The following is a 20,045-nucleotide window of genomic DNA, read 5'->3' on the forward strand; positions in this document are numbered from 1 at the left end:
GCTCCTCGTCTCGGTGGTGCCGCCCGGTGCTCAACGGACGCCGCCGATCCGCCACCAGTCCTTGCGGTCCGTCGTCCCGTCGGCCCAGAACTCCAGCAGGTCGCCCGGCGCGAGTCCCAGGGCCCGCTCGATCTCACCCGGCGTCAGGCTCCGCAAGGACTCCGACAGCGACCTGGTCAGGTCGAACCAGTAACCGCGCAGCGTCGACTCGCTCACGAACAGCTCCCGTGCGAGCCGGGCGTAGCTCAGTCCGCGGGCCCGCCCGTGCAGGACCTGGCGCTGACGCTCGCTCAACAGCGTGATGCAGTCGCGTCGGACGAGCACTTCGAGGATGCCGACGACCGCTGCCGGAACGACGGTGCCGCCGGCCGCGACGTCGAGGAAGAGCCGTTCGGCCCGGTCCCGGGGCAGGGCCTTGGAGACGATGCCGCTCGCACCGGCCGCGAGGCACGCCGCCAGCACGAAGCGACGCTCCTCCTGGCTGTAGACGCAGACGCGATAGCCACGTCGGGTCAGGGTGCGAACGGCGGCGACGCCCTGGCGGACGTCGGGCTGCCGTTCGAGGTTGGACAGGTGGAGGTCGAGCAGGACGACGTCCACCACGGGGCCGCGGCGCACCAACTCCTCCACCGTCGCGACCGCGGCGACGACGTCGAGGCCGGGCATCAACGGACCGACCGACTCGCGGATCAACGACGCGTCGTCGACGACCGCCACCGCGGGCCTCACGGCGCCTCCGCGAAGGCGGCCCGTACCGTCGGCCGCACCGGACGGCCCTCCGGCCCCGGGCACGCGGTGATGGTCGCGGTCGTCCCCTCGCCCGCGGCGGACGCGATCCCCACGTCGAGGCCCCGTCGGCGCAGCTCGCCCACGACCACCTCCCGCAGCCCGACCCCCGCCGTCACCGACGACGGGTCGAAGCCGACTCCGTCGTCGTGCACCGTCAACGTCCAGCCCCCGCCCGCCTCCTCGTCCAGGTGCACCACCACCTGCTGGGCGCGGGCGTGCACGCGGACGTTCAGCAACAGGCTCCCCAGCGCACGCTCCAGGGCCTCGGCCTGCGCGGCGGTGACGCTCAGGCCGGTGCCCAGGTCGACCGACGCGATGACGTTCAGGTCGGCGAAGCGCTCGCACACCCGGCGGACCATCGGGACCAGCGCGATCCGCCGGCCCTCCCCCTCCGCACGCCGGCCGCCTTCCGGCGCCCCGTCCCGGCCGTCCGGACCGTCCGGACCGTCCGGCCCGCCCGGAGCGTCCGGCCCCGCCCCGTCCCGGCCCCCTCCGCGCAGATAGGAACGCATCCGCCGCAGCTCCACCTCCGCCTGGTCGACGAGCCGGGCGCGCGAGACGGCGTCCCCCTGCTCGGTCAGCAGCCGCATGACGGCGACGCCGTTGTGCATCATCACCTGGGCCCGCCGTTCCTCCTCGCGCCGGGCGAGTTCGGCGGCACGGGCGCGCGAGGCGTCGGCGTCCCGGGCGATGCGGCGGGTGTACCCGAAGAACATGCGGGCCACCAGCGCGTACACCACGTAGGTCAGGACGTTGCCGACCGCGGTCGGCACCATGTCGCCCTCGACGTCGCCACCGAGGTAGAGCACGTAGCAGAGGGAGACGGCGAGCAGGCTGCCCGCCCAGACGCCGAAGCCCCGCACCCCGCCGGCCGTGATGATGACGGACAGTGCGTATCCCGGCTGGAAGGCGGTCCAGGTACCGAACCGGTCCCAGGGCGCGAGCACCAGCGGACCGAGGACCAGCAGCGCGCAGGCGAGCCCGAAGTCGAGCACGGACGCAAGGGTGCCCAGGGGCCGGCGGCGCACGAACGTCGCCGCGCTCACCGCGACCGCGGCCAGGGCGGCGGCACCCCAGCACGCGAGGTAGGCGGTCTCGTCGGGCGCCCGCCCCGCACCGAGCCGCACCGCGGGGACCATCTGCGCGACGGTCCCGAGACGGACCCCCACGGTGAAGTAGGAGAAGGCCCGCTCGACGCCGGCCCTGGTCGTGGGCAGCTCCGCGACCCGCCGCAGCCCGTTGCGGATCCTCATCGTCCTCCTCGACTCCGGGCGGTCGGGACCGCCGGAAGGCGCGCGGATTCGTCGGGCTGCGGCAGCCCTGCGACGCTTCACGATGAAGATAGTTGAGCGGGACCGGCGGGGAGGGCGGATCGCGGAGGAAGACGGTCCGGTCCGTCAGACGAGCTTGGCGAGCGCAGCCCAGGTGTGGGTGCCGGGGACGCCGTCGATCGGACCGGTGTAGCCGCCGAGCCGGGCCATCCGCTGGAGCGCGGCGTAGGTGCCGGTGCCCGGCGCGCCGTCGATCGGACCCGTGTAGCCGTAGCCGGTGAGCACCTTCTGCACGCCCTTCCACGACAGGGAGCCCAGCACCCCGTCGGCCGGACCGGTGTAACCGCCGAGCTTGGCGAGGCGCTGGAGGGCCGCCCAGGTGTTGCTGCCCGGCGCCCCGTCGATCGGACCCGTGTAGCCGAACCGGCGCAGGACGGTCTGGACGCCCTTCCAGGAGTTGGTGCCCATCACTCCGTCGATCGGGCCGCCGTACCCGCCCTTCTGCGCCAGCCTCTGGAGCGCGGCGTAGGTGTTGCCGCCCGGCGCCCCGTCGATCGGACCGGTGTACCCGTAGCCCTTCATCACCTGCTGCACGCCGAGCCAGGTGTGGGTGCCCGGCACCCCGTCCAGGGGACCGGTGTAGCCGCCGGCACCGGCGATCTTCTGCAGGGTCAGCCCCTCCCCCTGGACGGGGGGAGGGGTGGAGCCGAAGGAGAGCGGGTTGACCCGGACGCCGTTGGGGTTGATGACGTGCCAGTGCAGGTGCGGACCGGTCGAGTTGCCCGCGCCGTCGGCCCCGGCCGCTCCGCCGGAGAGCCCGACGACCTTCCCGGCGGCCACGTAGGTGCCGTTGGCCAGGAGGAACTTGGACAGGTGCATGTACTGGCTGCGGTATCCATCGGCGTGGTGGATGGTGACGGTGTGCCCACCGGTGCCGTTGTACGGGATGTTCTCGATCGTTCCGGCGGCACAGGCCGGCAGCGAAGTCCCCACGGCCATGCCGAAGTCGACCCCGTTGTGGTTCGGCGGGTCCCACGGCCCGGTGATGGCGTACGCGGCGAACGGGTTGTAGATCGCGGGGACGGCGTACGCGCTCGTGGGCAGGACGAGCCCACCGGCGGCCAGCGCGCCCCCACCCACCACCGCTCCGCGCAACAGGGTGCGGCGGCTCATCCCCGAGGGGACGTGCGGCTCGTCCAGGTCGCCGCCACAACGGTGCCGTGCCTCGTTCTCGGACAATGCTTCTCCCTGTGCTGAATCGACTGACGGGGGTCCTTCGGCAGCTCGCGAGCCCGCTCATCACACCGGTCCGGCCCGGTGCCGACAACCCAACGAATCCGCGGAACCACGTGCGGTTCCGCGGATTCGTTGGGTTGCCGGCGCACCGGCCGTGGGGTGGTCTTGACCGGTCCGCGGTGCGAGCGGCAGCACAGGGAAACCCAGGAGGTCACGTGCCCGAGCAAGTCGACGGCGAGGAGCGGGGGACGTCCCGGCGGTCCGTCCTGCGGACGACCGGGGCGCTGCTGGCGGGCCTGGCCCTGGGGGCGGGCGCGGGCGGCACGGCCGCGGCGGTCGGCGCCCCGGCGCCCGCCCCGGGGGTACGGGGATCCTTCGGGGCCCCGGGCTATGCGTGGCGGGCCACCGGACCACGGGCCCGATCCGGGGCCACGGCCGCGGGAGTGGTGTTCGCCCTCGTCTCGCACGACGGCCGGCCGTTGCCCGGCCGCCGGGTGCGGTTCTCCCTCAGCGCGTTCCAGACGGCCCGCCCCAGCATCTGGCTCGAAGTGTCGGAGGGCCTCAAGTCGGCCGTTCCGCACGGCTATCTGGACCTGGACACGCACACGGACGGAACCGTCGTCCTGGATCCCTGGCTGCGCCACGGCGCGGTGCCGACCGCTGCGGTGGGAACGCGGCCGGTCCTCCGGGCGCAACTGGTGGGGGCGGAGGCGATCCTCGCCTCGACGCGCCTCGACGTCCTCTCCGCTCCCTGACATCCGACACCCGACACCCGACACCCGACACCGAGCAAAGGGGCACGAGTTGACGAGAACGGTCGCCGGGGCCGAGCAGTGGGCCCGGCTGCACGTCACCGACGGCGGTGACGCCGGCTTCGACAACGGCCGCGACTGGTCCGACATGTGCCAGTCCCTGATGTTCCGGGCCTGTGACCTGAGCAGTTCGCGGGGCACGGCGTACGACGCGTGGGAGGCGTCCGGGGAGGGGCACCCGGACCACTCGGCCGCTCCCCGTGGCGCCTTCCACTGGTGGGCCAACGCGGTGCGGCGCACGCCCGGCCACGTGGCCCTGGACCTCGACGGCGGCGGCAGCCGCTGTCTGATGGCCACCACCCATCTCTCCGGCGGAGAGGACTTCGCCCCCGGCGGCCACCGCATCGGCACCCAGTCCGTGGCCCGGTACGACGCGCTCTCCGGTCTGGTGTACCTGGGCTGGACGCTGGACAACGTCGGTTCGCGGATGGCCGACGTGGGCACCCCGGGGCCCGGCGGCACCGCCTACGTCCTGACCGCGGACGACCAGCAGGTGCTGCAGACGCTCGCCCGGCGCGGCGACTACACCGGACCGATCGACGGCGTCATGGGCACCCACTCCTGGAAAGGCGTCCAGACCGCCGTCCGCGGCTACGGCTACACCGGCCCCGTGGACGGCGTGCCCGGATCCGCGACGTACCGGGCCGTCCAGGCGCTCGCCCGGGACGGCGGCTACACCGGACCGATCGACGGGATCCTCGGTCCGAACACGATCCGTGGCGTCTCGGGCTGGCTGTCCGCGCACCCGCCGTCCGCCCCGCCGGCGCCGGGGCCGGCACCCGCCCCGTCGCCCACGGATCCGATCTACGGGATCGACGTCGGCACCAGCCAGGCCTCCCTCGACTTCCTGGCCGCGCGCAGCGCCGGCTTCCGGTTCTGCGTCGTGAAGTCCGGCGGCTCCAACGACTCCACCCACCAGCCCTACACCTCGCCCCACTACGTGCGGCAGGTCGACGAGGCCCGGGCCGCCGGCTTCCTCGTCGGCCACTACTGGATGACCGGCTGGGGAGCGGCGGACACCGACGCCGAACACTTCCTGTCCCACCTGCGCGACTACCGTGCCGGCGAGCCCCTCATGGTCGACGTCGAGGGCGTGGACCAGAGCCCGGTCTGGACGGACGCCCAGACGGCGGAGTTCATCGACATCGTGAAGGACCGGCTCGGCACGATCCCCTTCCTCTACACCTACTCCTCCCTCCTCACCTCGCGGAGCTGGCCGCTGACCCGGGCGACCGGGGCGAAGCTCTGGGTGGCGGACTACGGCGCTCCCGCGGGCAGTCCGAGGATCGGCACCGCGTATCCGGACTGGGCGATCCACCAGTTCAGCGACACGGGATCGGTCAAGGGCATCGCCGTCGACCTGAACCGGGCGCGGCCGGACGCCTTCGGACCGGCGGTCCTGCCGGCTCCCGGCCCGAACCCGGTGCCCGACCCGACGCCCGAGATCACGCTCGACGACGGCGTGACCCTGCAACGGATCGCCCGACTGGGCGGGTACACCGGCCCCCTCGACGGCGTCCTCGGGCCGAACGGCTGGCAGGGCGTGCAGACGCTCCTCTCCCGGCTCGACCTCTACGACGGTCCGACCGACGGGGTGCCCGGCACGCACACCTACCGCGGCCTCCAGGAGCTGGCCCGGCGCGGCGGCTACACCGGACCGATCGACGGCGTCATGGGACCGCACACCTACGCAGGGCTGCGCGGCTACCTCGACCAGGCCGGCGGAAACATCACGTTCGCGACGGAGGACGCCGAAACGCTCCAGCAGGTCGCCCGGCGCGGCGGCTACACCGGACCGATCGACGGCGTCATGGGCACCCTCTCCTGGAAGGGCGTCCAGACCGTCCTCGCACAGGGCTACTACGACGGTCCGATCGACGGCGTCCCCGGCACCCACACCCACCGGGGCCTCCAGTTGCTGGCCGCGGACTACGGCTACACCGGCCCCATCGACGGGGTTCCCGGCCCCCTTGCCTTCGCGGCCGTCCGCACCTACCTGAGCGTGACGGCAGCGGGCCCCGGCCCCCTCTCGACCACCGACGGGGCGACCCTGCAGAAGATCGCCGCGGCAGGCGGCTACACGGGGCCGATCGACGGCGCCCCGGGCCCCGAGTCGTGGCGGGGCGTCCAAACGGTCCTCCGCGGGTACGGCTACACCGGCCCGCTCGACGGCGCCCCGGGCACGCACACCTACCAGGGCCTGCAGACCCTGGCGACCGCCGGCGGCTACACCGGACCGATCGACGGCGTCATGGGCACCCTCTCCTGGAAGGGCGTCCAGACCGTCATGCGACGCTTCGGCTACACCGGACCGATCGACGGCGTCCCCGGCACCCACACCCATGCGGCGATGCAGCGGATGGCCCGGCTGGGCGGCTACGCCGGCCCGGCCGACGGGCTGCTCGGCTCGTACAGCTGGGGCGGGATCCAGGCCTGCCTGCGCGGTTGGGGCTACTCCGGCCTGCTCGACGGCACCCCCGGCACGGAGACGCTCGTCGCCCTCCAGCGCCTGGCCCAGACGGGCGGCTACACGGGCCCGCTCGACGGCGCCCCGGGCACGCACACCTACCGGGCGCTGGCCAACCTGGTCACCTGAGCGGACGGACCGCGGGGAACGGGGACAGCGGGGACGCTGGGGCACCGGGGGACCCGACCCCCACCCCGGCTCGCCGGGGCGCCGGCTCGCTCAGGCGTCGAGGACCTGGCCCTCGCGCTTCACGACGGGCGGCAGGACCGACCAGGGGAAGTTGATCCACTCGTCGGTCTTCTTCCACACGTACTCGCACTTCACGAGGGAGTGGGACTTCTCGTAGATGACCGCAGAGCGGACCTCGGCCACGTGGTCGACGCAGAAGTCGTGGACCAGCTTGAGGGTCTTGCCGGTGTCGGCGACGTCATCGGCGATCAGGACCTTCTTGTCGGAGAAGTCGATCGCGTTCGGCACGGGCGCCAGCATGACGGGCATCTCAAGGGTCGTGCCGACGCCGGTGTAGAACTCCACGTTGACGAGGTGGATGTTCTTGCAGTCCAGGGCGTAGGCCAGACCACCGGCGACGAAGACGCCACCGCGGGCGATGGAGAGCACGATGTCGGGCTCGTAGCCGTCGTCCGCGATGGTCTGGGCCAGCTCGCGGACGGCGTCGCCGAAGCCCTCGTACGTCAGGTTCTCGCGTACTTCACTCATGCCTGCGACCGCCTCACACCTGGGTCCGATGGAAGTTCATGTAGGAGCGGGAGGCCGTCGGGCCCCGCTGCCCCTGGTACCGGGAGCCGTACCGCTCGCTCCCGTACGGGAACTCCGCGGGCGAGCTCAGCCGGAACATGCACAGCTGGCCGATCTTCATCCCCGGCCAGAGCTTGATCGGCAGGGTGGCGAGGTTCGACAGCTCCAGGGTCACGTGCCCGGAGAAACCGGGGTCGATGAACCCGGCGGTCGAGTGGGTGACGAGCCCGAGCCGCCCCAGGGAACTCTTCCCCTCAAGCCGCGAGGCAATGTCGTCCGGGAGGGTGATGACCTCGTAGGTCGAAGCGAGCACGAACTCGCCCGGGTGAAGGATGAACGCCTCGTCGCCCTCCGGCTCGACCTCGCGCGTCAGGTCGAGCTGCTCGACGGCGGGGTCGATGTGCGGGTAGCGGTGGTTCTCGAACACCCGGAAGAAGCGGTCGAGACGCACGTCGATACTCGACGGCTGCACCATGGATTCGTCGTACGGGTCGATGCGCACCCGCCCGGCATCGATCTCGGCCCGGATGTCCTTGTCTGAGAGAAGCACGCCCCCACGATACGCAGAGGGCGCGGACCTGCCCCAATCGGCAGGCGCCCGCGCCCGGCACTTCAGCGCTCAGTGCCGCCCGGCCTCCACCGGCACCGCATGACGCAACCGCGCGCACCGCGGACACCGAATGAGCCGCCCGGGCCCGATCCGCCCGGCCCCGAGCTGCTGAAGCGGGAACGAGGCGGTACTGAACACATGCCCTTCGGCACAACGGACGACGGTGCGCTCCATCGAAGCCATCAAGTCCCTTCCCCTACACGTGTGGTGGACGAGGAGCCACATTAGGGGATGAAGGGGACACCCTCCAGACGGCACTCCGCACCGCCGACGGCATGAAGTTCGCCTCAAGTGGCGCATGGGGTACAGTATGCAACGATGCGGCAGGGATAATCCGGCCGCTACGCGGATGTAGTTTAATGGTAGAACATGAGCTTCCCAAGCTTATAGCGCGGGTTCGATTCCCGTCATCCGCTCCACGACAAAGCCCCAGGTCAGCGACCTGGGGCTTGTTTGTCGTCTAGACCTCTCCGGGCGTCACGCACCACCTGTGCACCACCCGCGCCCGCGTCACCTCGCGCGGTGCCCGAGGTGACACGTCAGAAGGTCCGCGAAGCGCGGCAAGCCGGCTTTCGCAAGTCGGGCGACGGCGTCGTCGATCGTGACCGGCGGGTTGCGCTTCTCTTCGGCGAGCCGGACCACCGTCTCCGCCACCTCATGCGGCAACTCGCTGTACAGCTCGCACAGGTACGAATCCGGGTCGATCACGCGCACTCCACGCTCAGCCAACTCGCTTGCGGGGAAGTCGGCGAGGTTCCATGTGATCAACACGTCGGCCCCGGCAGCCATCGCTGCCGCCGCATGGTATCGATCGTCGGGGTCATCGCCCGGCATTTCCTCCACGAGGTGACCATAAGCCTCCGCCGGAATCTCACAGTCGGCGAAGAAGCGTCGGACGGCTTGGGTGACCGCGGCAGCGGACTCCACCGAACGCCTTCCTTCCCGGACGATGACCCGCTCCCACTCGGCGAGCAGCCTTTCGGACCACACGATCTCGTGGACGGAGTCCTCTGTGAGAGCCAGCATCACGTCCATCACCGAGAACGGAAACAAGACGTTGGTGTCGACAAAAACCCGCGCTGCCACGCTCCCCCTCTTCCTCCTTCACGGCTGGCCAGTGACACCCGCATCAATCAGGCAGGTCGGTGTCCGCCAAGACATCGGCGATCTGGCGCCGCCCCTCCCTGCGGCGCTCACGCCGCTGCTGGAACGCCAGCACGTCCGCAAGGCGGACGACGCGGTGACTGCTACCGGGAAGATTCGTCGAGGGGATGTCACCGGCGTCGAGCAAGCGGGCGACAAACGGCCGGGACAGACCAAGAAGTTCAGCGGTCTCAGCAGGCGACAACTGCGCCTCGGACGCCAGGACCGTCACCGCATGCCCGCGGGCCAGCTCACCGGCCGAGGCCAGAAGAACACGGACCAGTTCCTTCGGCAGGGCCAGTTCGCCGCCATCCGGGGTGCGCACCAAGACCTCGACCGAGTCCGGCGCCATCCGAGCAGCAGCGGCGAGTGAGGCCCGGTGCGACGGGTTCGGTTCGACCTTCTCAGCACGGGCAAGAACGCTGGAACGAGCCATGGCCGCCTCCAATCACTGACCCCGGCGAGAATCCATCTGCAATAACTGTAACCATAGGGTCCGGCGCGGGCAACCGTTAAGAAGAAGCGCTGCAGCCGTGACGCGCGGGAGCCATCCACCCCGCCTGCCGACTCTGCCGGCCACCGGTCCGGCAGGAGCCCTCGGATCGCATGCGCATGGGCATCCGCCCCACCGGCATTGCCCCCTCCTGAGCCCACACGAGAGTCCGTGCCACAACGTGCCAGTAAGGGCGGTAAACAGCGGTCAACAAGGGGGCCGTCGGAGCGGCAACGGCACAGCCGCCAGAATACATCCCTGCAGGTCAGGCGGCATGTACGGACCCAAGTGCCGGGTGATTCCCAAGCTTATAGCGCGGGTTCGATTCCCGTCATCCGCTCTTCTACGAAGCCCCAGGTCATCGACCTAGGGCTTCGTCGTTATCCAGCCTCCTCACGGCTCCCGTCCCCGATCACCAGGACCCGGCCGCTAGGGTGAGCAGTCGCGCGGGAACATGCGTACGAACGACGCGACGAGCGGGGGCTCGGGGTGCGGAACGTCGATCTGGACGTCTCGGAGGACGGCCTGACCAGGCTGGCGGACGATCTCGACGAGATGCAGCGGCATCTGGAGCAGCAGACCCGTCTGATGGACGAGGTCGTCGACAGGATCGCCGCAGGCTGGCAGGGGCCCACCGCCACCGCGTACCGCTCGCTGCATCGTGGTGTGGCCGAGGACGCCGTGCGCATCCGCCAGGTGATGGTCCTCCTCGAAGCGGCCGTACGTGCCTCGCGCGACGGCTTCACCGAGCAGGAACTCGACACCCTGGCCCGGATCCGGCGAATGCAGGACGGCGAGGACGTGCCCGCCGCCGCCCGCGACCTCACCGTGCCCGACCCGGCACCCGCACCGGACAGCAGCCATCCTCAGAGCCGCATCCTGGACGTCTGAACCACGGGGGATCAACAGCATGTCGGACGAAGACCGGATCACCGTCGACTTCGCCACCCTGCAACGCCTTTCGAGCGACCTGGAGGACATCCTCCGCGCCCTCAACGAGAAGCTGGACACGTTGTATGGGCGGGCCGCGAAGGTCGTCCTGAGCTGGGACGGCGAGGCCCGCGAGGCGTTCATCGACGAGCTGGACAAGTGGAGCCACTCCGCCGACGACCTCAAGGCGGCCCAGGCCTGGCTCCATGAGGTCGTGGTCAAGGGACACCTCAACTACGCCGCCGCCAACCGGTCGGTGCTCGAAGGTTGGGGAGGCGGCGCCTGATGGCCGGTCCCATCGCCCCCGCCCCGTCACCAAGCGGCAGCGGCAGCGGCAGCGGCAGCGGCACCATCGACGTCCAACCGAGCGACCTCTGGTCGGTCTCCGGACGGGTCGCCGCCCAGCAGGACTTCCTGATGCGCGGTGCCCACAAGCTCCTGGAGGAGCTGCGCGAATACCCCGACGCCGGAGGCGCGGGCAGTGAGGCCCAGAAGTTCGCCCGGGCGTACAAGAAGATCGGCGACCGCTGGCTGGAGGTCTGGGGCAAGTCCGTGCTCAGCGTCGGCGGCGTCGCCGTCGGGTTCACGGAGACCGCCAACGCCTACACCCAGGCAGACGCGGCGACCCATCCCAAGCCGGGAACAACCGCCGAGCAGCGCCCACGCCCCGCCGTCATCGACCAGGCCCCGAAGTTCGGTGGGATACCGGACATCAAGTGGGGTGACGACGACGGCGGCGACGACATCCTGCGCGGACTGATGGAAGGCATCCCCGAAATCGTCCGGGACGTCCTCCAACCGCTGTGCAAGCACGTGTTCCGGGTCGGCAGGGTGGCGGACGTCCACCCCTTCCCCCAGCAGCACTACCTCAACTCCCTGTGCCACAGCTGGACGAACGTCTCCATCACGGCGTCACTGGGGGCGGACCAGCTCACCCAGGCCGTCAGTGCCATCACCAACCACCAACAGGCCGACTGGGAAGCCGCCATGCGGACCTTCTGCAGCGCCCTGTGGGGAGGGACGGCCTGGGGCCAACAGCGGCACGGCTACCAGTGGGCACAGACCGCCAACTCCGGCCCCGGCACGCCCCACACCCCCACCGGCAGCGAACCCGTCCTGGCGGTGCTGAAGGACACGGCCGACAGCATCGCCACCATCCTGCGCGAGTACGCCGAGGCCGCCGTCGACCTGAACCGCGACGTCGCCGATGAACTCCACCGGGCCATGTGGAAGGCCGCCAAGGAGATCATCGACGACCTGGAGAAGCCCAAGAACCCCAAGGATCTCCTCGGCAAGGTCACGTCGGTCATCGGCAAGGGGGCGGGTCTGATCCTGTCGTTCGACGTCAAGACCGTGCTCAACATCAACACGGCCAAACTGAACCGGATCGTCAACACCTACACCGGCATCCTGGAGGGTCTGACCACTCGCGTGGAGGCGCTGAAGGGACCTCTGGACGAGGCATATCTGAGCGCCCCCAAGTTCGAGGCCGGCGTCGCCCGTGCGCACGGCTTCGGCACGCGGGCCCTGGAGGAGTTCAAGGACTCGCAGGTCTGGTTGAAGGTCGACTCGAACGGCAACTACGACCTGAACCTCGCCGCCAACGAGTACATGGGGGACGGCCATACCCTGGACAAGCACGTCGGCAAGACGGACGAGCAGCTCGCGCAGCGCCTGCGGGACCAGCAGTCGAACGGCCCGACGCAGGCGTGGCCGCATGGCAAGCCGATGCCCAGCGGCTCCTCGGCCTTTCCGAACTACCAGCGCGCGGAGGACCTGACCGAGTACAACCTCAACAAGAACAAGGCCGCTATCGAGGCGTGGATCAAGGGCCCGCCGCCGGCGTCCGACGGCAATGTCAAGTCGTTCTACTCGACGGCGCCCAACGGCGAGACAAGCGGCCGCAGCGTGAGCAAGCAGCCGGTGGACCCGAACGACCCGCTGTCCGGATACAAGCAGGGCGGCATCAATGCCAAGGCGTATGACGTCACGGGCATCGACACGCGGATCCGGTACGACAGCAGCCGCACCCCACCGTTCACCGTCATGACGTCGATGCCCTCCAAGTCCTAACACTCCGCCGAGAAAGGCCAATACCGCATGCCCGTCGACCAGGCGTCCTGGGAAGCCGCGGTACGTCACCTGTACGAGGACGCGTACCCGTACGACGCCACCGGCCCACGTCGTCACGAGGACTGGATCCTCGACGTCCTCGCGCTGATGGCGCGGGTCGCGGACCCACGGGGCTGGGCCGGCCTCGACGACGCGGTGCAGGACCCGGAGCGCGCGGCGTCCCCCACGTACCCCTTCGTCTCCCACCCCCCGGACTACATCAGGACACGCCTCCGTGAGATCGACCGGGGCAGTGCCGAGAACCTGCTCCTGGCCCTCACGGACGACGGCTGCACGCTGTCCAACCTGAGGCGCTTCGCAGAGAGCAAGGAAGAATTGCGGGTCATGGCGCGCACGGTCCTCGCGCGATACGGAGACACGGCCACCTACCACACCAACGTCGACCGGCCCGGTGCCGCGCCCGGCACGCTCGACTTCACAACCCCGAGCTGGGGGTACAGCCCGCTCAGCGTCTACTCGGAGGACTGTGGCCTGATCGTCGTCTCGGACACCGAGGTCGGCATGTTCTGGACCTTCGCCGACTACTGATCCCGTACCGGCGCAGCTCCTGACGGCCGCTTTGAGAGGATGCCCCCGTGCTGACCCGTTCCGCTTCCTATCCCGACCGGGAGACCGCCCACTGGGCCACCCAGCAGGTGGTGAACGCCAATGAACAGGCCATCCACCGCTGGCTCGCCCAGAACACCCGGGCCCGCCTCGCCATCGAGGCCGCCTGGCCCTCCCGCGAAGAGCCCGTGGGGCGGGTCCAGCTGGAGGGCGACCTGCTGGCCGGCCGCGGGCCCGTCGACGTCCGCGCGGCGCGCGTCGTGCTGCGCCGCGAGCCGACGAGCCCGCACGGCTTCGTCGTCCACACCACCATCCCGTTCTACCTGTAGGGGCCGCACCCACATGCCCATGAAGCCCCTCGAACACGACCGCCGGTACGGCGAACTCGACCAGGTGATGCGCGCCTACCTGGGACAGCCCGCCGACGACACCCCGGAGCACCGCAGCCGCGCGTTGGAGGCGTACCTCCGCCACACCTGGCACACCCGCCCCCCGGCCATCGCCGAGGCAGAACGCCAACTGCGCGAGTACAGCCGCAACCCTCCGGGCCGCCTCCGACAGGAACTGGGCGAGTTCTACGCGATCCCCGACACCGGGATGCCCCAGGCCGAGATCGGCGACTGGCTGACGATCCTGGCCGACCACCTGAAGAAGAGCATCGAGGAAGGCGACGTCCCCGAGCCCACGTCCCCACAGACCCACTGGGAATGGCACGCCCGCTTCCCCGAGACCGCGCAACTGCTCGGCGGCTGGTTCTCCCAGGACATCGTCGACGAGTTCCCCGACCACGAAACCGCCCTCGCCGACTACGCCACCACCACCCACCCCCAACTCGTCGCCCACCTCGTCGGCGAACTCCACGAACTGCTCGCCCTCCCCCTGGACGAGGGCGACTACGCCCTGGCCGCCGCCGAACTCGGCATGGAAGTCGGCCCGCCCGAACCCTTCTCCCACGGCGCCTGGTTCCAGTCGGCGGCGACGACACTCTCCGGCGTCTGATCCGGCCCTCGTGATCGGCGGCCGGCTGTGGGAGCCCGTGCCACAACGTGCCAGCAGGGGCGGTGAACAGCGGTCAACAGCAGACGCCGGAAGGCAATCGAGAGCCCTACCGAAAGTACCCGTTTCCGCAGGTCAGATGCCTTTTTCAGGCCCCATTACCGGGTGATTCCCAAGCTTATAGAGCGGGTTCGATTCCCGTCATCCGCTCTTCTACGAAGCCCCAGGTCAGGGACCTGGGGCTTCGTCGTTGTCCAGGCCCCTCCCCGCGCCTTGCGCCACCTCCGCACCACGCCCCGGTCTCCATCCTTGATAACCTCGTCGGCCACTCGTACAGAAGACCGACAACCGCAGGGGGACGCGTGTCGTTCGATGACGAATGGGCCCGGGCGAAAGCCGATGTGTCCTTAAGCGGCCCGACCGCCATGCGGCTCAACCAGCTTCCCGTGGATCGGGGCGGTGCCACCACGGGCGGCACGCTCGACTACAACACGGACTCCATCAACGGGAACGCGAACCTGCTGATCGAGATCGCGGGCTTCCTCCACGAAGGCAAGCCTGACGGTGATCTCGGAACCATGGCGCGCGCGCCGAGAGCCCACGCCGAAGTCGCCGCTCAAGTAGAGCGTTTCGGGCGGTTCGCCAACGATCAGTTCCTGGACACGGTCGCGCTCCTCGCGTCGCTCGCCACCCGTCTCAAGACCACGGGGACCGACTTCGCCGCCGTGGACGACGCCCATACCCGTCGCTTCCTCGACAACGTACTGAGCGATGGCCAGTACGTGGCACCGGAGGCGAAGTGACCGGCCTGAGCTACCGCAAGGACGTCGAGTTCCTCGAAGGCTGTAACCCCGCCCTCGTCGAGCGGAACGCCGACGAGTTCAAGCGCCTCCACGACATGTTGGTCGAGGTCGACGTACCGGCCGAGCGCGCGGAGAAGCGGACCCACTGGCACAGCGAAGGCAGTCAGCACTACGTGTCTCGGCTCGCCGAGGCACGCAAACTCGTGCAGCACATCGCCGAGGGCTACGGGCGGGCAGCCGGCGTCCTGCGAAGCTATGCGTGGGCGCTGGAGACGGCCAAGAGTCACTACTCGGACGGCAAGGCCAACGAGCGGAGCCTGGCCGCCCTCATCGGCACCAAGGGCACCGCGATCACACGCGAGGCACAGGACGCCGAACCCATGCGTCAGTGGGAGGACATGCGAGCCACCACAGGTGTCCTCGACTTCCTCGCCGAACTCACCATGGATGTCGACGACATCCGGGAAGAGGCGAACAGGCTCCACGATGCGGCGGGGGGGGCGCGTTCCACCTCGCTCGAACGGCCGAGAAGGAAGCCCGTGATCTGTGCGTACACGGACTGAAGCAGGCGTACGAACTACTGCCCGAATTCCGCCTGGGCTCCGTCCAGAGAGTGGACATCGTGTCGGCCATGGCGTCCCTGAGGAGCGAGGCCAAGGAGGCCAGCGGTAATCCCCTCACCCACCTTCCCGGTAGCCCACCGAAGCAGGACTACGCCGGAGGAGTCGGCACCACCCCGGTCTCGCCGACACTTCACGACATCCGGACGCGGTTGTCCGCACTGCCGGACGCAGAGGACAGCTACTGGAGTCCGCCGTCGACGAGCCAGGACCGGAAGGACTGGATCAGCGCGAACAAGGAGATCATCCAAGCCGCGGCGAAGAACTCTGGATTGCCTGCGGACGTGGTCGCCGGGATCGCCTGGCAGGAGATCGGTGGACAGCCCGGCATTCTCGACGACATCACGGACACGATCCGCGAGCAGGCCGACGCGCCCTGGGGGCTGAGCCCGGTCTCCCCGGAGAACCTCCCCTGGCGCCTCGGCGGAACCCCGGACGAAACGTCCTTCGGTCCCATCGCCATCCAGGTGCGCCGCGGAGCCGAAGTACTCGGCTACGACCCCCAGCACATGACCGAACAGCAACGAGCCATCGTGGAGGAGTCCCTCCAGGACCCGGGGCAGAACATCTTCATCGCGGCGGAGTACCTGGCCCAGCTCAAGGCCGAGAGCGAGTTCGCCGACGTTCCCCCCGAGCAGATGACGCCCGAGCAGCGCCAGGAACTGGCGGCACGGTACAACGGTGGACCGTACTGGCAGGGCGATGACGCCCAGGCCTACGGACGGGCCTTCTCCAGGAACCTCGACGAAGCCAAGGGAGCTCTCCGGTGATGTCCGATCGGACCGACGCCGCTGGGGCGGCCGGTGATGACGGCTGTCTGCGGTGGGTCATGGCGGTCCCGCTGGTGCTCCTCCACGCGATCGCCGCATGGTTCGTGTACACGGCCCTCACGATCCGGCCCGCAGGCAGCTGGGACGACGAAGCACAGGCCGGGATCGAGCTGTCCTGCGTCCTCGCCGTCGCCGCGAGCGGACTCGCCCTGCTGATCACCCTGCTTCCTTCGATCCGTCGCGCCATGGGCCCCTGGTGGCTCGCCCCACCGCTCCTCCTGGGCGCGGTCGCGGCCGTCCGGTGGGCAGCCGGGGCGTGAGGACGGGGTCCGCATCTCGTGCCCCAAGCGTGCCCTTCAGGGCGGACAACAGCGGTCGACACGGGTACCCAAGAGCTTGTGGGATGAGCGCCACCAGAGCATGTTCCCAAAGGTCAGAAGCGGTATGTTCGAGCTGGGCGACGGTGATTCCCCAGCTCATAGCGCGGGTTCGATTCCCGTCATCCGCTCTTGAGAGAAGGCCCAGGTCAGCGACCTGGGCCTTCTTGGTTGTCCCGACCTCTTCGGACCCGCGTGCCAGGGCTGCCGAACCTGCGGCTGCCCGATGCGCTGCCGCCCCGCAGCGGCGGTGCGTCAGCTCTGTGCGGTGTCGTCGCCCGTCTGCCCGGCAACCTCGGCTGCGCCTGTCTTCTCGCGCATCTTGCGCACCAGCTCCGCCTTCCGATCGGCGGCACCCAGGCGGTCCAGGTTGCGGTGCGGACCGTTGTTCTGCCGTTCGGCGCGGGACAGCCTCTTGCGCTGGCCGCCGCCCTGGCCCACGGGGTTGTTGATGTTCTTGCTGTCGGTCACGGGTTCTCCCGGTGGTGAGGTGAAGTGATCTGCGGATTCATCGGTGGGGACGGATGGCGACGTCGAAGGACGTCAGCAGGGGCCATCACGCTCTCACTCGTAAATCGGCGTCTGGAAGAACATGACAAAGACGTTACCCGGTTCCGCCGACCCCGCTCACCAAGCTTTCGCCGCCCTGATCACCTACGGGCTGCTGTTCCTGCCGGCCCGCCCCGACCAGGACCAGGCGCTCCACGATGATCCGTCGCGACTCAGGCCGACAAGGCGTCCAGGGCGGCGAGGTCCTCCGGATCGAGACGCAGGTCGGCCGCCGCGACGTTGTCCTCCACATGGGCCACCGAGGAGGTGCCGGGGATCGCGAGGACGACCGGTGACCCGGCCAGCGTCCAGGCGAGCTTGACCTGCTCGGGAGAGGCCCCGTTCCGGGGCGGCGATCCGGGCGAGCGGTTCGGTCGGCTCGGGGCGGCCCGGGGTTTCCGGGGAGAAGAACGGGACGAAGGCGATGCCCTGCCGGGTGCAGGTGTCGAGGACGTCCGGGTTGTGGCGGTGGAAGAGGCCGTACATGTTCCGTACCGCCGCCACCGGGGCGGTCCGCTGCGCCCTGGCGAGCTGTCCGGTGGTGGTGTTGCTGAGGCCGAGGTGCCGGATCAGACCCTCCTCGCGCAGGGTTGCGAGCGCGCCGAACCGCTCGGCCACGGTGTCGTCGTCCTCGTGGAGGCGCAGGTGGACGAGGTCGAGGTGGTCCCGGCCGAGTTCCCGCAGAGTGCGGTGGACGCCGGCCGCGAGCTCCCGGGGGCCGGCCGGGGCGCCCCAGCTGCCGTCGGGGTGTCGGACGGGACCGACCTTGGCCGCCAGGACCAGGTCCTCGGGATGGGGGTGCAGGACGCGGCGGATCAGGCCGTTGGCCGAGAGCCCGCCGTGAAAGGAGAACCAGGCGGTGTCGATGTGGTTCACCCCGAGTTCGACGGCCCGCCTCAGCACAGCCGCCGATGTCTCCGGATCGTTCGCGGGACCGGCGATCTCCCGGGCCCGCAGGCCGTTTCCCCGACTCGGCGACGCCGAGCGGGCCGTACTGCGGGCCCTGGCGGCCGGTCATACGGACGAGGCCGCGTCCCGCCGGCTGGGGGTGTCCCTGCGGACCTACCGCCGACGGGTCGCCGCCCTCATGGCCGCCCTGGACGCCCGGTCCCGCTTCCAGGCCGGCCTGCGGGCCCGGGAGATCCTCGGCCGAAGGTCGGACTCCTGACGGTGTCCGGGCAGCCGGAGGCGGACACGAGCCGTGCCACAACGTGCCGGTAGGGGCGGTGAACAGCGGTCACCAGAGGCCGGACAACATCACCAGACCAGGGCTGTCGCCGCGAGTTCTCGCAGGTCAGAGCCTATGCACAGACCCAGGTGCCGGGTGATTCCCCCGCTTATCGTGCGCGTTCGATTCCCGTCATCCGCTCCATGGCGAAGCCCCAGGTCAACGGCCTGGGGCTTGTTTGTCGCCCGGTTCAGTCCGGAGCCTCCCACCGCCTGCGTGCCACATGATCCCCCGGGTGGCCCGCAGTTGACGCTCAGGCGGTTCGGGAGATCCGCGGCGGATCCGGTCAGGGCGCCGCACTGCGCAGGTCGGGGCGGTTCCTGGGCAGTCCGAAGCCCGCCATCCCCTTCTCCTCGTACGACAGGAACCCCAGGCTTCGATAGAACGCGTGGTTGCGCTTGCCCTCGGGCGTCGACTCGTGGTCCGTGGACAGGAGGAAGAAGCGGCAGTGCGAGTAGCGCCGCATGAGGTGCTCGACCAGCGCGCGGCCGACTCCCTGCCGGTGGCACGCAGGGTTGACCACGACATCCTGGACGTAGCAGATGTGTTCGTCGTCGGAGACCGTCCGGGCCAGGCCGAGGAGCGTTCCCGAACCGTCCCGTGCCGTGATGACCAGGTGGGAGTTGGCCAGGCCGCGGCACAGCCTGTCGACATCACGGGTGTAGCCCTCCCATCCGACCGAGTCGTAGAGTCCCAGCACCTCCTCCGGATCGAATGCGTCCTCCCTCGCTACGAACACGCTGAAACCCTCCCGCGGCGCTTCGTGACCCGTCAGTTTGATCCCGCTCCCCGCTCGGACGTCCCGGCAGTCGTGAAGATCCGGTCCAGGTGGTGGCTGAGCACCGCGATTGCCGCCTCGGGACTCCGCTGGCCCACGAGGACGCTGGTGCCCAGGGTCGCCGCCATCGCGAGCAAGCTGATCGCCTCCGTGCGCGCGTCGGCGTCCGGGTCGGCCAGGCCGGCCCCCTGCGCCTGCTCAAGGAGTCCGGTCACGGCGTTCTCCGCGGCGTCCGGGTTGTCGATGAAGGGCTGGGCGGCGAGCGCCTCGTCGGTCACCGAGAGGATCGCGTAGGAGCTGTACAGCAGGTGGAACGTGCGGCTCTCCTCATCGGTCGGCAGCGAGGCCAGCAGCAGCGCCTCCACCATGGCGCGCGGGCCCGGGTCCGGGCCCGCAGCGGCCAAGCGGGCACTCACCCTCGCGGTGAAGCGATCGGTGAGGTGCCGGAGGCCGTAGAAGAGCAGCTTCTCCTTGGTCTCGAAGTAGTACTGCACGAGCCGGAGCGACACACCAGCCTCCGCCGCCACGTCGCGCATGCCGACGGCATGCAGACCCCGCCGCCCCGCGACCCGGATGAGCGCCTCGGCGATCTGGCCGCGCCGCTCCTCGTGATCCACACGCTTCGGCATGTTCCCGTTTCTCCGCCCGTCGACAGTTCGCAGTCGCCACCCGACGCCCTTCATGATACCGATGTATTACATAAATGATACGGTCGTACCACGAAGAACGGATCTTCAC

24 protein-coding genes, 1 tRNA gene and 1 pseudogene are annotated in these 20,045 nt (G+C 69.9%); 14 read left to right on the plus strand and 12 right to left on the minus strand.

Annotation, left to right across the window (positions count from 1 at the left end):
- Positions 1-30: 30 nt before the first annotated feature.
- The 3 genes from ACFW22_RS08200 to ACFW22_RS08210 all read right to left on the minus strand — a co-directional run bounded on the left by ACFW22_RS08200 (position 31) and on the right by ACFW22_RS08210 (position 3,299).
- Complete coding sequence (locus tag ACFW22_RS08200) at positions 31-729, minus strand: LuxR C-terminal-related transcriptional regulator (RefSeq protein ID WP_386400497.1); 699 nt, start codon at positions 727-729, stop codon at positions 31-33.
- Positions 726-2,042 (minus strand): ATP-binding protein, encoded by a 1,317-nt coding sequence (locus ACFW22_RS08205; RefSeq protein ID WP_386400499.1) that lies wholly within the window; start codon positions 2,040-2,042, stop codon positions 726-728. Before ACFW22_RS08205 ends, ACFW22_RS08200 begins: the two co-directional genes overlap by 4 nt.
- Positions 2,043-2,186: 144 nt before the next feature.
- Complete coding sequence (locus tag ACFW22_RS08210; RefSeq protein WP_386400501.1) at positions 2,187-3,299, minus strand: peptidoglycan DD-metalloendopeptidase family protein; 1,113 nt, start codon at positions 3,297-3,299, stop codon at positions 2,187-2,189.
- Positions 3,300-3,511: 212 nt separating this feature from the next.
- Here ACFW22_RS08210 and ACFW22_RS08215 point away from each other — a divergent pair, with 212 nt between their 5' ends.
- Together ACFW22_RS08215 and ACFW22_RS08220 are read left to right on the plus strand one after the other, a co-directional pair.
- The gene (locus ACFW22_RS08215) at positions 3,512-4,051 is read left to right on the plus strand and encodes a hypothetical protein (RefSeq protein ID WP_386400503.1); all 540 of its coding nucleotides are present in this window, start codon (positions 3,512-3,514) and stop codon (positions 4,049-4,051) included.
- A gap of 49 nt (positions 4,052-4,100) precedes the next feature.
- Positions 4,101-6,704, plus strand: coding sequence for a GH25 family lysozyme (locus ACFW22_RS08220; protein ID WP_386400505.1), 2,604 nt, complete (start codon positions 4,101-4,103; stop codon positions 6,702-6,704).
- A gap of 90 nt (positions 6,705-6,794) precedes the next feature.
- Here the strand turns inward: ACFW22_RS08220 and ACFW22_RS08225 are convergent, their stop codons facing one another.
- Positions 6,795-7,292 (minus strand): phosphoribosyltransferase, encoded by a 498-nt coding sequence (locus ACFW22_RS08225; RefSeq protein ID WP_386400507.1) that lies wholly within the window; start codon positions 7,290-7,292, stop codon positions 6,795-6,797.
- Between the two features lie 13 nt (positions 7,293-7,305).
- Positions 7,306-7,881 carry a dCTP deaminase gene (gene dcd / locus ACFW22_RS08230; protein WP_030690788.1) on the minus strand — a complete coding sequence of 192 codons (576 nt, stop codon included), beginning with the start codon at positions 7,879-7,881 and terminating at the stop codon, positions 7,306-7,308.
- Positions 7,882-8,286: 405 nt separating this feature from the next.
- Here dcd and ACFW22_RS08235 point away from each other — a divergent pair.
- Positions 8,287-8,360: transfer RNA gene (locus ACFW22_RS08235), tRNA-Gly, on the plus strand.
- A 91-nt stretch (positions 8,361-8,451) separates the two neighbouring features.
- Here the strand turns inward: ACFW22_RS08235 and ACFW22_RS08240 are convergent.
- Both ACFW22_RS08240 and ACFW22_RS08245 read right to left on the minus strand, forming a co-directional pair.
- A complete protein-coding gene (locus ACFW22_RS08240; RefSeq protein ID WP_386400510.1) occupies positions 8,452-9,027 on the minus strand; it encodes a PIN domain-containing protein in 576 nt (191 codons plus the stop codon).
- A 43-nt stretch (positions 9,028-9,070) separates the two neighbouring features.
- Entirely contained in the window at positions 9,071-9,520 is a 450-nt protein-coding gene (locus ACFW22_RS08245) for a helix-turn-helix domain-containing protein (protein ID WP_386400512.1), read from the minus strand.
- A 612-nt stretch (positions 9,521-10,132) separates the two neighbouring features.
- Here ACFW22_RS08245 and ACFW22_RS08250 point away from each other — a divergent pair.
- The 10 genes from ACFW22_RS08250 to ACFW22_RS08295 all read left to right on the plus strand — a co-directional run bounded on the left by ACFW22_RS08250 (position 10,133) and on the right by ACFW22_RS08295 (position 16,695).
- Positions 10,133-10,468, plus strand: coding sequence for a WXG100 family type VII secretion target (locus tag ACFW22_RS08250; RefSeq protein ID WP_386400568.1), 336 nt, complete (start codon positions 10,133-10,135; stop codon positions 10,466-10,468).
- A 19-nt stretch (positions 10,469-10,487) separates the two neighbouring features.
- A complete protein-coding gene (locus ACFW22_RS08255) occupies positions 10,488-10,793 on the plus strand; it encodes a WXG100 family type VII secretion target (protein ID WP_386400514.1) in 306 nt (101 codons plus the stop codon).
- Positions 10,793-12,580, plus strand: a complete 1,788-nt coding sequence (locus tag ACFW22_RS08260; RefSeq protein ID WP_386400516.1) for an RNase A-like domain-containing protein — start codon at positions 10,793-10,795, stop codon at positions 12,578-12,580. The genes ACFW22_RS08255 and ACFW22_RS08260 overlap by 1 nt, the downstream gene beginning before the upstream one ends.
- 27 nt (positions 12,581-12,607) lie before the next feature.
- Positions 12,608-13,168 (plus strand): hypothetical protein, encoded by a 561-nt coding sequence (locus ACFW22_RS08265; RefSeq protein ID WP_386400518.1) that lies wholly within the window; start codon positions 12,608-12,610, stop codon positions 13,166-13,168.
- 47 nt (positions 13,169-13,215) lie between these two features.
- Positions 13,216-13,515 (plus strand): RNase A-like domain-containing protein, encoded by a 300-nt coding sequence (locus ACFW22_RS08270; protein ID WP_386400520.1) that lies wholly within the window; start codon positions 13,216-13,218, stop codon positions 13,513-13,515.
- A 13-nt stretch (positions 13,516-13,528) separates the two neighbouring features.
- Positions 13,529-14,185: a contact-dependent growth inhibition system immunity protein gene (locus ACFW22_RS08275; RefSeq protein ID WP_386400522.1), complete on the plus strand. Its 657-nt coding sequence runs from the start codon at positions 13,529-13,531 to the stop codon at positions 14,183-14,185.
- Positions 14,186-14,544: 359 nt separating this feature from the next.
- Positions 14,545-14,985, plus strand: a complete 441-nt coding sequence (locus ACFW22_RS08280) for a hypothetical protein (protein WP_386400524.1) — start codon at positions 14,545-14,547, stop codon at positions 14,983-14,985.
- The gene (locus tag ACFW22_RS08285) at positions 14,982-15,548 is read left to right on the plus strand and encodes a hypothetical protein (protein WP_386400526.1); all 567 of its coding nucleotides are present in this window, start codon (positions 14,982-14,984) and stop codon (positions 15,546-15,548) included. The genes ACFW22_RS08280 and ACFW22_RS08285 overlap by 4 nt, the downstream gene beginning before the upstream one ends.
- A 68-nt stretch (positions 15,549-15,616) precedes the next feature.
- A complete protein-coding gene (locus ACFW22_RS08290) occupies positions 15,617-16,375 on the plus strand; it encodes a hypothetical protein (protein ID WP_386400528.1) in 759 nt (252 codons plus the stop codon).
- Complete coding sequence (locus ACFW22_RS08295; protein WP_386400530.1) at positions 16,375-16,695, plus strand: hypothetical protein; 321 nt, start codon at positions 16,375-16,377, stop codon at positions 16,693-16,695. The genes ACFW22_RS08290 and ACFW22_RS08295 overlap by 1 nt, the downstream gene beginning before the upstream one ends.
- Before the next feature lie 312 nt (positions 16,696-17,007).
- Here ACFW22_RS08295 and ACFW22_RS08300 read toward each other — a convergent pair whose 3' ends face one another.
- The 3 genes and pseudogenes from ACFW22_RS08300 to ACFW22_RS08310 form a co-directional block, all read right to left on the minus strand.
- Entirely contained in the window at positions 17,008-17,223 is a 216-nt protein-coding gene (locus ACFW22_RS08300) for a DUF6243 family protein (RefSeq protein WP_386400532.1), read from the minus strand.
- 251 nt (positions 17,224-17,474) lie between these two features.
- The gene (locus tag ACFW22_RS08305; protein ID WP_386400570.1) at positions 17,475-17,606 is read right to left on the minus strand and encodes an aldo/keto reductase; all 132 of its coding nucleotides are present in this window, start codon (positions 17,604-17,606) and stop codon (positions 17,475-17,477) included.
- Positions 17,607-17,769: 163 nt separating this feature from the next.
- Positions 17,770-18,204: pseudogene (locus ACFW22_RS08310) on the minus strand (aldo/keto reductase); the annotation flags it as partial.
- Between ACFW22_RS08310 and ACFW22_RS08315 the strand changes: the two are divergent.
- Positions 18,167-18,469 (plus strand): helix-turn-helix transcriptional regulator, encoded by a 303-nt coding sequence (locus ACFW22_RS08315; RefSeq protein WP_386400573.1) that lies wholly within the window; start codon positions 18,167-18,169, stop codon positions 18,467-18,469. The pseudogene ACFW22_RS08310 and the gene ACFW22_RS08315 overlap by 38 nt on opposite strands.
- A 346-nt stretch (positions 18,470-18,815) precedes the next feature.
- Here the strand turns inward: ACFW22_RS08315 and ACFW22_RS08320 are convergent, their stop codons facing one another.
- Together ACFW22_RS08320 and ACFW22_RS08325 are read right to left on the minus strand one after the other, a co-directional pair.
- Positions 18,816-19,268 (minus strand): GNAT family N-acetyltransferase, encoded by a 453-nt coding sequence (locus tag ACFW22_RS08320; protein ID WP_386400534.1) that lies wholly within the window; start codon positions 19,266-19,268, stop codon positions 18,816-18,818.
- Positions 19,269-19,300: 32 nt separating this feature from the next.
- Positions 19,301-19,936 carry a TetR/AcrR family transcriptional regulator gene (locus ACFW22_RS08325; RefSeq protein ID WP_386400536.1) on the minus strand — a complete coding sequence of 212 codons (636 nt, stop codon included), beginning with the start codon at positions 19,934-19,936 and terminating at the stop codon, positions 19,301-19,303.
- Positions 19,937-20,045: the final 109 nt, after the last annotated feature.

The sequence above is a fragment of the Streptomyces sp. NPDC058872 genome (assembly GCF_042743065.1).
Taxonomy (GTDB): Bacteria; Actinomycetota; Actinomycetes; order Streptomycetales; family Streptomycetaceae; genus Streptomyces.

Coding starts and splice junctions, on each gene's coding strand:
- ACFW22_RS08205 (WP_386400499.1), bottom strand. CDS start 2,042: ATGAGGATCCGCAACGGGCTGCGGCGGGTCGCGGAGCTGCCCACGACC.
- ACFW22_RS08225 (WP_386400507.1), bottom strand. CDS start 7,292: ATGAGTGAAGTACGCGAGAACCTGACGTACGAGGGCTTCGGCGACGCC.
- ACFW22_RS08245 (WP_386400512.1), bottom strand. CDS start 9,520: ATGGCTCGTTCCAGCGTTCTTGCCCGTGCTGAGAAGGTCGAACCGAAC.
- ACFW22_RS08250 (WP_386400568.1), top strand. CDS start 10,133: ATGCAGCGGCATCTGGAGCAGCAGACCCGTCTGATGGACGAGGTCGTC.
- ACFW22_RS08255 (WP_386400514.1), top strand. CDS start 10,488: ATGTCGGACGAAGACCGGATCACCGTCGACTTCGCCACCCTGCAACGC.
- ACFW22_RS08260 (WP_386400516.1), top strand. CDS start 10,793: ATGGCCGGTCCCATCGCCCCCGCCCCGTCACCAAGCGGCAGCGGCAGC.
- ACFW22_RS08265 (WP_386400518.1), top strand. CDS start 12,608: ATGCCCGTCGACCAGGCGTCCTGGGAAGCCGCGGTACGTCACCTGTAC.
- ACFW22_RS08275 (WP_386400522.1), top strand. CDS start 13,529: ATGCCCATGAAGCCCCTCGAACACGACCGCCGGTACGGCGAACTCGAC.
- ACFW22_RS08290 (WP_386400528.1), top strand. CDS start 15,617: ATGGCGTCCCTGAGGAGCGAGGCCAAGGAGGCCAGCGGTAATCCCCTC.
- ACFW22_RS08295 (WP_386400530.1), top strand. CDS start 16,375: ATGTCCGATCGGACCGACGCCGCTGGGGCGGCCGGTGATGACGGCTGT.
- ACFW22_RS08315 (WP_386400573.1), top strand. CDS start 18,167: ATGTGGTTCACCCCGAGTTCGACGGCCCGCCTCAGCACAGCCGCCGAT.
- ACFW22_RS08325 (WP_386400536.1), bottom strand. CDS start 19,936: ATGCCGAAGCGTGTGGATCACGAGGAGCGGCGCGGCCAGATCGCCGAG.